Annotated in this window: 11 protein-coding genes; 5 read left to right on the top strand and 6 right to left on the bottom strand. The window is 70.8% G+C overall.

The features are described 5' to 3' along the window. Positions 1-12: 12 nt before the first annotated feature. Together FL583_RS17500 and FL583_RS17495 are read right to left on the bottom strand one after the other, a co-directional pair. Positions 13-384: a hypothetical protein gene (locus FL583_RS17500; protein WP_142705732.1), complete on the bottom strand. Its 372-nt coding sequence runs from the start codon at positions 382-384 to the stop codon at positions 13-15. Beyond that, positions 381-776 (bottom strand): YbaB/EbfC family nucleoid-associated protein, encoded by a 396-nt coding sequence (locus tag FL583_RS17495; protein ID WP_170323701.1) that lies wholly within the window; start codon positions 774-776, stop codon positions 381-383. The genes FL583_RS17500 and FL583_RS17495 overlap by 4 nt, the downstream gene beginning before the upstream one ends. Positions 777-902: 126 nt before the next feature. On the opposite strand from FL583_RS17495, the gene mycP reads away from it, so the two are divergent. Then, positions 903-2,165, top strand: coding sequence for a type VII secretion-associated serine protease mycosin (gene mycP / locus FL583_RS17490; protein WP_142705730.1), 1,263 nt, complete (start codon positions 903-905; stop codon positions 2,163-2,165). Between the two features lie 35 nt (positions 2,166-2,200). Here the strand turns inward: mycP and FL583_RS17485 are convergent, their stop codons facing one another. From FL583_RS17485 to eccB, 3 genes are all read right to left on the bottom strand, one after another. Further along, positions 2,201-2,506 carry a WXG100 family type VII secretion target gene (locus tag FL583_RS17485; protein ID WP_142705729.1) on the bottom strand — a complete coding sequence of 102 codons (306 nt, stop codon included), beginning with the start codon at positions 2,504-2,506 and terminating at the stop codon, positions 2,201-2,203. Positions 2,507-2,521: 15 nt separating this feature from the next. Continuing rightward, positions 2,522-2,845 carry a WXG100 family type VII secretion target gene (locus FL583_RS17480; protein WP_142705728.1) on the bottom strand — a complete coding sequence of 108 codons (324 nt, stop codon included), beginning with the start codon at positions 2,843-2,845 and terminating at the stop codon, positions 2,522-2,524. Positions 2,846-3,008: 163 nt separating this feature from the next. Continuing rightward, positions 3,009-4,421 carry a type VII secretion protein EccB gene (gene eccB, locus FL583_RS17475; RefSeq protein WP_142705727.1) on the bottom strand — a complete coding sequence of 471 codons (1,413 nt, stop codon included), beginning with the start codon at positions 4,419-4,421 and terminating at the stop codon, positions 3,009-3,011. 243 nt (positions 4,422-4,664) lie between these two features. Here eccB and FL583_RS17470 point away from each other — a divergent pair, with 243 nt between their 5' ends. Both FL583_RS17470 and FL583_RS17465 read left to right on the top strand, forming a co-directional pair. Further along, positions 4,665-5,348, top strand: a complete 684-nt coding sequence (locus FL583_RS17470) for an SUKH-3 domain-containing protein (protein WP_205752219.1) — start codon at positions 4,665-4,667, stop codon at positions 5,346-5,348. Between the two features lie 4 nt (positions 5,349-5,352). Beyond that, positions 5,353-5,886: an SUKH-3 domain-containing protein gene (locus tag FL583_RS17465; RefSeq protein WP_170323700.1), complete on the top strand. Its 534-nt coding sequence runs from the start codon at positions 5,353-5,355 to the stop codon at positions 5,884-5,886. On the opposite strand, the gene eccD is transcribed toward FL583_RS17465, so the two are convergent. Beyond that, on the bottom strand, positions 5,883-7,271 hold the full coding sequence (gene eccD, locus FL583_RS17460; RefSeq protein WP_142705724.1) for a type VII secretion integral membrane protein EccD: 1,389 nt from the start codon (positions 7,269-7,271) through the stop codon (positions 5,883-5,885). The genes FL583_RS17465 and eccD overlap by 4 nt on opposite strands. A 96-nt stretch (positions 7,272-7,367) precedes the next feature. Between eccD and eccCa the strand changes: the two genes are divergently transcribed. Both eccCa and FL583_RS17450 read left to right on the top strand, forming a co-directional pair. Continuing rightward, a complete protein-coding gene (eccCa, locus tag FL583_RS17455) occupies positions 7,368-11,330 on the top strand; it encodes a type VII secretion protein EccCa (protein ID WP_142705723.1) in 3,963 nt (1,320 codons plus the stop codon). 146 nt (positions 11,331-11,476) lie between these two features. Next, on the top strand, positions 11,477-12,058 hold the full coding sequence (locus tag FL583_RS17450) for a hypothetical protein (protein WP_142705722.1): 582 nt from the start codon (positions 11,477-11,479) through the stop codon (positions 12,056-12,058). The last annotated feature ends 16 nt before the right edge of the window (positions 12,059-12,074 follow it).

The raw sequence follows: 12,074 nt of genomic DNA, 5'->3' as shown, positions 1-12,074 counted from the left end.
CGTCGCCCCCGGTCAGATCTCGGGCGGAGGAGCCACCGGCTGCGCCGTCAGCTTCTTGATCTCGTCGCCGAGCGCCTGGTCGATGTCGACCGTTCCCTGCACCGCCTTGCTGACCAGCGGACCGACATCGCCGAACACGTCCGTGTACCGGGTCGCGGCCTCCAGCGTCTTGCTGGCCGCGCCGTTGCCGCCCTTGTCGTAGTTCTCCACGAACTTCTGGCCCGGCTCGTCGCCGCCCCAGACCGCGTTGCCCTTGCCGTGAATCGCGCGAATCCGCCCGACCGAGCCGCTGATCTTCCGCTCGAGGTCGTCGGCGATGGCCGTGAGCCGGCGTGCGGCGTCGGCCGCTTCCTTCGGCCGCAGGAACGTGTTTCCGTCGGTCATCGGAACGCGTCACCACCCATCACGTCGTTGTCGAGCCGGGTGAAGAACGAATCCAGGTCGCCGTTGAGCTGCGCCCGGACGTCCTGCTCCGGCAGGTACGGACGGCAGAGCTCGGCAGTTCGCTCCGCGACCTGCCGAGCACCTTCCTGGATCGTCTCGGTGATCGTCGCGGCCAGCTTGCGGGAGTTGGTGTCGCGGTAGATCCGCGGGTCCAGATCCAGTTGGACGAGTTGTCCGCGCGGGCCGAGCGTCGCGGTGACCAACCGGTCCGGCGAATGGACGACGACCTTGATCGCCTGGAGTTGCCGCTGCAACTCGCCGACGCCGTTCCGCAGGCGCTGGAACTCGCCCATCAGCTCGTCGGCTCGCGCTTGTAAGCCTCGTGGGTCCACGACGTGCAGCCTTCCCCTCCGTGCTCGGCCCCTCGAGACTTTCTCGCGTCCGGCCGACATTACTAAACGGGTGACGCCCCGCGGATACGATCCGCTCCGAAACGAGCGACGGACGGGGTGACGGACATGCGACGGCCGACGGCATCGGTACTGGTGCTCGGCGCGGTGCTGGCGTCCACCGCGGTCGGCGCCCCGGCCGCGGCCGCGCCCGGCTGCTCCAACCCGGTGCGCCCCGGCCCGGTCGTCAGCCAGGTTCCCTGGCAGCAGAAGCTGTTCGGGCCCGACCGCGTCTGGCGGTTCAGCCGCGGCGGCGGGGTGACGGTCGCGGTCATCGACTCCGGTTCCGACGACGATCATCCGCAGCTCCGCAACGCGATGGTGCCCGGCCGCGACCTGCTCGATCCGGGTGCGGACGGGACCCTGGACTGCGTCTCGCACGGCACCGCCGTCGCCAGCCTGATCGCCGCCCGTCCGGTCGACGGCGTCGGGTTCCGCGGCCTGGCCCCGGACGCCAAGATCATGCCGATCCGCATCACCGACCAGGAGCCGGGCGCCGAACCGGGCAGCGGCAACACCGTGTCCGAGACCGGGCTGGCCGAAGCGATCGACGACGCGGTGCAGGCCGACGTGAAGATCATCAACCTCTCCCTCGTGCTCTACCGGGACGACCCGGAGGTGCGGGCGGCGATCAAACGGGCGGTGGCCGCGAACGTGCTCGTCGTGGCGGCGGCCGGGAACGGACACAAGGACGGCCAGCCGGACCAGACTCCCTACCCGGCCGCGTACGACGGGGTGATCGGGGTCGGCGCGATCGGGCCGAACGGTCAACTCCTCGCCGCGTCGCAGATCGGGCCGTACGTCGACCTGGTCGCGCCGGGCGATCAGGTGCTCGCGGCCACCCGGGTGAGCGGCCACGCGATCGTCAGCGGCACCAGCTTCGCGACGCCGCTGGTGGCGGCGACGGCGGCGCTGGTCTGGGCGGCGTCGCCCACTCTGTCGGCGGCCGACGTGGCCCGCCAGGTGATCACGACCGCCGACCCCGGAGCGGGTGCCCCGGACGCCGGCTTCGGTGCGGGCGTCGTCGACCCGTACCGGGCGGTCACCGAACGGCTGGCGGACGGTAGGACCGGTGCGCTCGGCACACCGCTCTCTCCACCGCCCCAGCCCACCGGCCTCGACGACGACCGGCCGGCGACGCCGATCGTCGCGCTGTGGATCGCGCTGGCCGGTCTCGCGGTCCTGATCGGACTCGGCGTCGCTGCCGTGATCGTTCCCCGGGGCCGTCGGCACGGCTGGCGCGCCGAACGGCCGGCTCCCGTGGCGTCCACCAAAGAAACGGCGGAACCGGTGGGCAACCCGGAGGACCTCTTCGGTCCGGTCAAGCGCTGAGCAACCGGGGCGCGGAAGCGCCCCGGAAGCGGAACCTAGGCGCCGCCGCCGAACATGTTCGCGTTCTGCTTCTCGCGGGCGTGCATGATCTCGGCGGACTTGAGGACCGCGCCCTTGATGCCGGTCAGCAGCTGGGTGAGGTCGGCGGACGCGTTGTCCCACTCCCGCTTGCGGGCCAGGTACGCGGCCTTGGCCTCGCCGTCCCAGGTCGCGAGCAGCGGCTGGACGCCCTTCTCGAGCCCGTCGAGCTCGGACGTCATCTTGCCGATCGCGCTCTGGATGTCTTCGGCCGCTTTGGTGAGCGACGCGAAGTTGACGGCGATCTCGTCAGAAGTCGGCATTGGATTTCCCCCGTTCTAGAGCTGCAGCGCAGCGGTGATCGAACCGGCGGATGCACCGGCTGCCTGCATCTCGGACTTCATCTCTTCGTCGCTGACCTCGTACGTGCGGCCGGACGTGCCGACCGCCTCGGCCAGGGACCGCAGCGAGTGGTTCAGCTTGGCCATGTCTTGGTCGAACCGCTCACGGACCTGCTGGAACGACGTACCGCCCTGACCGACCCACGCCGACTGCAGCGGCGTCAGCTCGTTCATCAGGCCGGTCAGCATGGAGGTGAGCCGGTCAGCGACGCCATCGACGTCCTTTTCGGTCTTCACCATCGTCGCGGTATTAGCGCGCATGTTGCTCATCGGAAGCCTCACCCCGTCGGATGTCCGTTGTCCCGTGGGTCTCGGGACTCTCTTGGCGTCGCTTTCGCAGCGACCGTAACCCCCGGTCGCCAGCGGGACCGAGAGAACGGCGGTAATTCACCGGTCGCCGTAACTACACGGCTGCCTGTGGAAATCAGTTCGACGGAACCGGTTTTGTGGCAGCTTTCGGATCGAGCGCGCTGCCGACGGGCAGCCTCGCGACGAGTGAGGAGGGGAGGTCGACCGGCCGGACCGTGCCGTATCCGAGCGTCGCCGCAACGTCCGCGCTGGCCAGCGGATGCGCCCGTCCGTCGTCGGTGACCAGGTAGGACGTGCCGTCGCCAGCGGTCGGCGACGACAGCGCGCGCACCAGCGCGGCCCGGCCGGGCTCGACGTCGATCCGGTCAGCGAGCGCCTCGCCGTCGGTCGAGGCGGGCAGGGCCGCGGTCGCCGACGACTTCAGCGGCTCGCTGTCGACGACGATCGTCGGCGTCCCGTCCGCGGTGCTGAACGTGGCACAGGTCGCAGACTTCGGGCTGACCTGGGTGTCGGCGTCGGGCGCGGCGACCGGCGGGGCGTCGTCGCTCGTGTCGGCCGGCTTGGGATCGGGGGCGTCGCTGACCGGGATCTCGATCGGGGTCGGGTTGCCGTCGGGGTAGGCCGCGTTGGTCGCGTCGTCGGCGATCTGGATGTCTTTCTGGAGCGGGGTGATCGACTGGAGCTCGGTGGCGGTGGCGACGTAGAACGCCGGGGCCGCGTTGTTGCCGGGCTTGGCGCTGAAGATCTGGCCGATCCGGGCGTCCGGGCGCGCGTTGGAGGAGTTGCCGATGTCGGCGAGGTCGAGCGGAGCGAGGCCGCCGCCCGCGGGGATCGCGCCGAGCCAGGCGCGGGTCACGGGTAATGGGGCCTGTTGCGCGAAGCCGAGGCCCTTCAGCACGGCCTTGGAGTCGGTGATCGGGTAGCGGTGGTCGTTCGTGATCAGCCAGAAGTCACCGGACCCGCGCTCCTGCGCGACCACGCCCTTGCGCGCCAGCGGGTGCCCGCCGATCGGGGCGACGCCCACCCCGAGGACACCGGCCGGGACGTCCGCGCCGGCCGCGTCCTTCTGTTGCTGCATGCAGAGCGACCACGGACTGCCGAGCAGCTGATCCACGTCGGGGAGCGAGTCCGGCGCGTCGGCGATCCCGAGCCGCGCTCCGCGCGGATAGCCGACCAGCGACTTCCGGGAGACCGAGTTCGTCTGCGTACTGCCTTGGATGAGGACGGCCGACACGTAGTTCGCCACCGGATGGAGAGTGCCCTCGATGACGACGAACTTGGTGCCGGTCTCTTTCTCGACGACGATCGCCTGGCCGTTCTGCCAGGAGGTGTCGCCGCCCGGGCGGAAGAGGCCGTAGATGCCGACGCCGGCGAGCGCGAGCACGGCGACCATGATGCTGGCGAACGCCGCCCCGGCGAGTCGCCGGAAGGGCACCTGGGCCGGGTCGGTCTCGCGCATGATCAGCGCGGACACGAACCGTTGCACCAGGAACTGGTACGACTGGAGCTGGTCTTTCCTGGAAGCCATCGCCCTTCCCTGCCGGTCTGGCCCGGAGTTCTCACCATAGAGATCCGGGGTCTGCACGGCTCGGGGGTGGCTGGGGTTCGGGATACTCGGGTGGGTCTCGGGTGTCTCTCGGGTGGGTTCTGCGACGGTGAGGAGATCGTCATAGTCAGCCGCGAGGAAGCAGCGGAGCGGGCGGCCCGGTGGCTGGGGGCGCCGGTCGGGCGCGTCGAGATGCGGGAGTTCGAGGCGGGGTGGGTGGCGTGGGTGGCCGCGCCGCCGGCAGTGGACCGGACCGTGCCGCCCGATCGAGTGGGCGACGCGCGGGTCGTGGTGGCCCGAGACTCGGGCGAGGTGACGGCGTGGCCCCCACTACCGATAGACGAAATAATCGCCCGCAGCACCCCGACCCCGACGGGCCGCTTCCCCGAGGACGTAGAAGCCCACCTACGAAAAGCCGGCTGGTATCCGGGCCGCGCTGTCGCGCAGGCGGATCTCGACCGTTACGCGGACCATCTGCGGGAGCTCACGGCCGATGAGCCGACGGCGATGGGAGTCGTGCCGGCCGCCCGCGGATTTCTGACCGAGTTCGGTGGCTTGACGGTGGCGCGCACACCGAAGGACAGCTGGTCTTTGCAGCCACAGGAGCACGCTCCCGTCGTCGATCTGTTCTCCTACCTGGAAGAACTACTCGACCAGCCCGTTACGCCCATCGGATGGATCGACGCGCACTACGCCAGCGAGCTCGTGATGTCCGAAGACGGAAGGGTCTGGCTCGCAGATTTCAGTAACCTCTTCCTGCTCGCCGAGGATGCCGACTGGGCGCTGGTTCGGCTCGGTCGCGGCGAGCGATCTGATCTGCCGTCGATCAAGGAAGACGGTCAGATTTACTACACCGACTACGCGGGGCGGCCCATCGATCCGAGCACGACCCGGCGCCCCGGCCCCTGACACGATGCCCGCCCGCTTCCCGCATCAGGTCGAGGCGAATTTACGGATGGCCGGCTGGTATCCGGGCCGCCAAATCCCCGACGCCGACATCGACCGGTTTGATCGGCGGATCCAGGAGCTCACCCAGGACGATCCGCCCGTACTCCGGGTCTCGGACGCGGCCCGGCCGATCCTCGCCGAGTTCGGCGGGCTGACGATCGGCGTTCCCGGCAACACCTGGCGAGTGCATCCGATCGATACGGATCCCGAGATGGACCGCTTCGCCGGGATCTCGATCTGGCAGGACCAACCCGTCACGCCGGTAGCCGAGCTCGACCCGCCGGATCCCGGCGACGTCGTCGTCGGCCACGACGGGCGTGTCTTCATCGGCGACTACAACGGCAGCTACTACCTCGCCGAAGACTTCGATTGGGCCATCGTCCGCCTCATCCGAGGTGAGGAACCTCTGCCCTCGGTGCGTGCAGGCACCGAAGTCCAGTTCGCCGACTACGCCGGCCGGCCGATCGATCCGGCCACAACGCGGCGACCCGGAATCTAGCCGCCCAGGCCCCGGACGTAGCCGTAGAGGCCCAGCACCCCGCACACCAGCGGCACGACCGCCAAGACCAGCAGCACATCCAGCAGATCCGAGATCCGCCCCAAATACGGCGAAGGCGGCCGCCGGCTGTACGCGAGACCCCCAGCCAGAACCAAAGCCGCCACCACCACCAACACCGGCGTCACCACGGTCAACCGCATCGCCGCCCCACCGAACGCCGGCGCGAACGCCACCGCAGTCAACCCCACCAACCCCGCAACCAACAACGGCACCCGCTGCCGGATCGTCGCCAGCAACCGGGCCCGCAGCAGCACCGCGGCCGCCACCACGACGACCAGCACCGTCGCCGTCACGTCCGAGGCCCGCAGCAACACCAGCGAACCCAACCCCAACCCCACCGACACCCCGAGCAACGCCCCGGTCAGCACGTCGTCCGACCGCGCCACCGCGGCATACACCACCCGCCGGGCCGGCAGCACGGTCTCGGTCATCAGCTCGTCGGTCGACCGCGGCAACGTCGGCAGCGGCACCCGCCCGAGCCGCATCGCGATCAACGGCAGCGTCGGCACGATCAGCAGCGCCAACCCGACGACAACCGCCGCCGCCCCCACCGACGACGCCCCCGCGTACGGCAGCACCCCGCCGAGCAGCCCCAGCAGACCGGCGACGATCCCGCCGACGAACACGAACCCGGCGTCGCTCACCGCCAGATACCCGACGACCGCGACGAACACCATGCTGACCGACCCCACCAGCACGTGCCCGGCCCCGAACGTCAGCACCCGCGTCGAGGAAGCCAGCACGACCGCCCCACCCACGAACGCGTACGGCAGCCCGACTCCGGCCACCACCGCACCGGCCACCGAATCCGACAACGCCCGCGACAGCACGCCCCCGACCACCGCGAACAACACCGCCATCGACAGCAGCACGACGCCCACGACCAGCGGCGACAGCCCCGAATACAACACGGTCGCCAGCCCCAGCAGGAGCAGCAGGCACGAGACCGCGAGCCCGGCGACCCGCGTCGACGACGGTGACCACGCCCGTCCCTGCCGACGAGCGCCCGCGGCCACCGCGTCCGCCAGATCGTCGTAGTCGAGCTCGGGCCACTCGGTCCGGCGGGGGACGAGGTGCAGGACCTCGCCGTCGCGGACGTCCTGCAGTCCGAGGGGTTTCTCGGGATCCAGCGGCTCACCGTCGGCCCGGCGCAGAGACCAGCCACCGTGCGCCTGGCCGTCGTCGGCGAGCCCCTCCCCCGCGTGCCGCAGCAGCACCGGCAGCAACTCGGCGAGCGGAGGCGCCTCGGGCAACGCGAGGTCCACCCGGCGCCTCGGGGCTGCCAGCGTCACTCGCGCGAGCCCATCGGCGCTGGTCGTCGGCACGGACCCCTCCTTTATCCACAGCTGTTCGCTAACGGAGACGACCGTAGCCGCTCTTTCCTTACGATGGGCGCCAAGCCAAATCCACGGGGAGGATCGTTGGGCACGGTCATCGTCAAGCGGCCACCGCGTCGCCCTGCGCCGGATTTCCCGGAGGGCGAGTTGCTGCTGGAGTCCCCGCCGACGATTCCGCCGGCCACCGGCCGCGCCTGGGGTCAGATGATGACCATGCTGCCGATGCTCGCGGGCTCGGCGGCGATGGCGCTGATGTTCGCGGGCACCGGCGGCGGCACGCTGCGCTACATCACCGGCGGCCTCTTCGGCCTGTCGGCAGTCGGCATGCTCGGCAGCCAGATGGGCTCGTACTCCGGTCAGCCCAGCAAGCAGGAGATGGCGGCGCAGCGGCGCGAGTACATGCGCCACCTCGCCCAGCTGCGGCGCAAGACCCGCAATGTGGTCCAAGCCCAGCGCGAGGCGATGTTCTACCGCCATCCCGAGCCGGCCGCGCTCTGGACCTCGGCCCAGAGCTACCGGCTCTGGGAGCGCCGCCCCACCGACGAAGACTTCGCCGTCGTCCGCATCGGTCTCGGTCCGCAGGACCTCGCGACCCCGATGATCACGCCGCCGGTCCAGCAGATGGACGACCTGGAACCGCTCTGCGCCCAGGCTCTCCGCCGTTTCGTCACCACGTACGCGGTGGTGTCCGACATGCCGGTCGCGCTGGCCTTGAACGGTTTCTCCCGCATCTACCTGCGTGGGGACGCCGAGGGCGTGCGCGGGGTGTCCCGCTCGTTGCTGGCCCAGGTCAGTACTTTCCATGCTCCGGACGACGTACGAGTGGTCGTCTGCGCGGCCCCGGAAAGGCTGGCCGGCTGGGATTGGGTCAAGTGGCTGCCGCACGCCCAGCATCCCGAGCGCACCGACGCGCTGGGCCCGGTGCGGTTGGTCGCGCCCACCGTGCTCGCGGCCGAGGCGATGCTCGACGACGTGCTGTCCGGGCGTCCGCGGTTCAACCCGACCGGCGCCGGGCAGGAGGTGTCGCCGCACCTGGTCGTGATCCTCGACGGCGCCGACCCGGCCGGTTCCGACCACCTGGTCACCGACGGCGGCATCGAGGGCGTCACGCTGATCGACATCGGCAACCCTCCCCCGCGCCTGCTCGACCCGACGACGCTGGTGCTCGACGTCGACCGCGCGGGCCGGCTGCGCAGCGCCACGATGGACGGCGAGGCCGAGATCGGCGCGGCCGACCGGATGGGCGTCGTCCAGGCCGAGGCGCTGGCCCGGCAGCTCGCCCCGCTGCGACTTTCGGCCGGCGCCCGCGGCGAGCGGCCGATGACCAACGAGCTCGAGCTGGGCGAGCTGCTCGGGATGGGCGATCCGCGCCTGCTCGACCCGTCGACGGCCTGGCGGCCCCGGCCCAACCGCGAGCGGCTGCGGGTGCCGATCGGCATCGGCGCCGACGGCAGCCCGGTCGAGCTCGACCTGAAGGAGTCCGCGCAGGACGGCATGGGCCCGCACGGCCTGCTCATCGGCGCCACCGGTTCCGGCAAGAGCGAGCTGCTTCGCACGCTCGTGCTCGCGCTGGCCGCGACGCACTCGTCCGAGCTGCTGAACTTCGTGCTGGTCGACTTCAAGGGCGGCGCGACGTTCACCAAGCTCGACCGCTTGCCCCACACGAGCGCGGTGATCACGAACCTCGCCGACGAGTTACCGCTGGTCGACCGCATGACCGACGCGATCAACGGCGAGATCCTGCGCCGCCAGGAGTTGCTGCGCAGCGCGGGCAACTACGCGTCGCTGCGCGACTACGAGAAGGCCCGCGCGGCCGGCGCTCCGCTGGTCCCGATGCCCAGCCTGATGATCGTCTGCGACGAGTTCAGCGAGCTGCTCTCGGCCAAGCCCGACTTCATCGACATGTTCGTCCAGATCGGCCGCGTCGGCCGGTCGCTGGGCGTCCACCTGCTGCTCGCGTCGCAGCGTCTGGAGGAGGGCCGCTTGCGCGGCCTGGACACGCACCTCTCCTACCGGATCGGCCTGCGGACGTTCTCCTCGATGGAGAGCCGCGTCGTTCTGGGCGTTCCGGACGCCTACGAGCTACCGCGCGCGCCCGGCCACGGGTACCTGAAGTTCGGCATGGAGGAGATGACGCGGTTCCGGGCCGCGTACGTCTCCGGCGTCTACCGCGAAGGCGGCCACCGCGGCGGCGGGGCGGGCGCGGAACGCACCCCGGTGATGGCGTTCTCCACCGCGTATCAGGCCCCCCGGCGCGAGGACGAGCCGGCCGCGAAGGCCGCTCCGGATCCGGACGAGGGCATCGGCGAGAGCCTGCTCGACATCATGGTCGAGCGGCTGCAGGGCCGCGGCACACCGGCGCACCAGGTCTGGCTACCGCCCCTGAAGGAGCCGGCGACGCTCGACCAGCTGTTACCACCGCTCGGGGTCGAACCGGGGCGCGGCCTCACGGTGGGCGATCCCGGCTGGCGCGCGAATCTGCGCGCGGTGATCGGCCTGGTCGACCGCCCGCTCGAGCAGCGGCGCGACCTGCTGACGCTCGACCTGGCCGGCGGCCTGGGCCACGCGGTCGTGGTCGGCGGCCCGCAGAGCGGCAAGAGCACCGTGCTGCGGTCGGTGATCACGTCGCTGGCGCTCAGCCACACGCCGGTCGAGGCCCAGTTCTACTGCCTCGATTTCGGCGGCGGTTCGCTGGCCGCCCTGCGCGATCTGCCGCACGTCGGTGGGGTGGCGAGCCGGCTCGAGGCGGGCGAGGTCCGCCGCACGGTCGCCGAGCTGCGCACGCTGCTGCTCGAGCGCGAGCGGCGCTTCGCGCGCCACGCGATCGACGGCATGGCCACCTACCGCAGGCGCAAGGCCCGGGGCGACTTCGCCGACGACCCGTTCGGCGACGTCTTCCTGGTCGTCGACAACTGGCTGACGCTGCGCAACGAGTTCGAAGAGCTGGAAGCGGGCGTCACCGACCTGGCCAACCGGGGCCTCTCGTACGGCATCCACGTGGTGGTGTCGGCGACCCGCTGGCTCGACCTGCGCCCGGCACTGCGCGACATTCTCGGCACCCGCCTCGAGCTCCGGCTGGGCGAGCCGTCCGACTCCTATCTCGACCGGCGCACCGCGCTGAACGTGCCCGAGAACACGCCGGGCCGGGGCATCACCGTCGACAAGTTCCACTTCCTCGCCGCACTGCCCCGGGCCGACAGCCGGGCCGAGACGACCGACCTGGCCGACGGCGTCGCCAAGCTCGTGCAAGACGTCGCCAACGCCTGGGCCGGCCCGCTGGCGCCGAGGGTCCGGCTGCTGCCCGCGACCGTGCCGTACGCCGACATCACCGCGGCCGTGGACGACCGCGTGCCCGGGGTGCCGATCGGTATCGCGGAGAACGATCTACAGCCGGTGTACGTCGACTTCGCCACCGACCCGCACTTCCTGCTGTTCGGCGACTCCGAGTCGGGCAAGACCGGGTTCCTGCGTCAGCTGGCCCGGCGCATCACCGACACGCACGCGACCGACCAGGCCCGCCTGATCGTCGTCGACTACCGGCGAAGCCTGCTCGGCGCGGTCTCGGCCGAGCACCTGATCGGCTACGGCACGTCGGCGCCGGTGACCGAGGAGATCATCAACGAGGTCGCGACCGTCATGCACAACCGGCTCCCGGGGCCGGACGTCACGCCGGAGCAGCTGCGCGACCGCAGCTGGTGGCGCGGGCCCGACCTCTACGTGCTGGTCGACGACTACGACCTGGTCTCGTCCGGGTCGACGAACCCGCTCGCGCCGCTGCTCGACGTCCTGGCCCAGGCTCGCGACATCGGCCTGCACCTGGTGATCGCCCGGCGCAGTGGTGGCGCCAGCCGGGCGCTCTACGAAGCGTTCGTGATGCGGCTGCGCGAGCTGGGATCGCCGGGTCTGGTGATGTCCGGCGACCGCGACGAAGGCGTCCTGCTCGGCAACATCCGGCCCCAGGCGCTGCCGCCCGGTCGGGCCTGGATGGTGACCCGGAAGGACGGTGCCCGGCTCGTCCAACTCGGCTGGCTCGATCCGTCGGAGTGAACCTTCGGAAGCGACGAGCCGTGGTTACTCCACGTTCGACGAGGCTCTGCGATAGTTCACAGTTATCTCAAGACACCCGGTAGTACTAGCGCACCTCGATACCCTTCGCACGAAACGCTCAGCAACCGCAGAAACGGGGAAACGCGATGGCTGACCGCGACGGCAACATCCGCGCCAGCTTGAATGCCATTCACGAGTTCGGCGCGCAGGTCAAAGACATCGGCACCAAGGATCTGGCCAATGGGCTGGGCGGCAACTTCGCCGTCGAGATGTCGCAGGGGGCGCTCGCCTTCAGCGACCGCGGCGAAGGCGGCTGGACGGGCACCGTCCCTCCGCTCGGTGAGGCCATCTACTTCGGCAGCCTGATGTCGAACTACTCGCAGGCGGCCGGCCGGTTCGCCAGCGAGGCGATCCTCGGGCTGACCTCGCTCGGCTACGCCGCGCAGGGCATCGCGCTCCAGTACCGCGACGGCGACGCGCTGAGCGGCGTCACGATGGACAACGTCGTCGACGCGTTCATCCCGCGCCCCGGCGACCAGCAGCCGGGCAACCCCGAGACGACGCAGGCCGCCGCCACCGACGAGAAGCGGGGCCCCGGCGGCCAGCCCGGCGATCCCGACGCGCCCGTCCCGACCGGCACCGGCGAACGCCCGGCCCACCCCGGTGGCGGTCCCGGCATCCCGGACGCCGACTCGGACGATTACCAGACCCCGGCATTGCAGATCTGACCAGGCCGTAGCGGAG

This window comes from Cryptosporangium phraense, assembly GCF_006912135.1.
Classification (GTDB): Bacteria; Actinomycetota; Actinomycetes; order Mycobacteriales; family Cryptosporangiaceae; genus Cryptosporangium; species Cryptosporangium phraense.
The sequence above is the reverse complement of the archived record's forward strand: the minus strand, read 5'-3'. Positions and strand labels throughout refer to the sequence as shown.

What these genes read in the sequence shown, in the direction of transcription:
- mycP (WP_142705730.1), top strand. Translation starts at nt 903, where the DNA reads ATGCGACGGCCGACGGCATCGGTACTGGTGCTCGGCGCGGTGCTGGCG.
- FL583_RS17450 (WP_142705722.1), top strand. Translation starts at nt 11,477, where the DNA reads ATGGCTGACCGCGACGGCAACATCCGCGCCAGCTTGAATGCCATTCAC.
- FL583_RS17485 (WP_142705729.1), bottom strand. Translation starts at nt 2,506, where the DNA reads ATGCCGACTTCTGACGAGATCGCCGTCAACTTCGCGTCGCTCACCAAA.
- FL583_RS17465 (WP_170323700.1), top strand. Translation starts at nt 5,353, where the DNA reads ATGCCCGCCCGCTTCCCGCATCAGGTCGAGGCGAATTTACGGATGGCC.
- FL583_RS17500 (WP_142705732.1), bottom strand. Translation starts at nt 384, where the DNA reads ATGACCGACGGAAACACGTTCCTGCGGCCGAAGGAAGCGGCCGACGCC.
- FL583_RS17480 (WP_142705728.1), bottom strand. Translation starts at nt 2,845, where the DNA reads ATGCGCGCTAATACCGCGACGATGGTGAAGACCGAAAAGGACGTCGAT.
- eccB (WP_142705727.1), bottom strand. Translation starts at nt 4,421, where the DNA reads ATGGCTTCCAGGAAAGACCAGCTCCAGTCGTACCAGTTCCTGGTGCAA.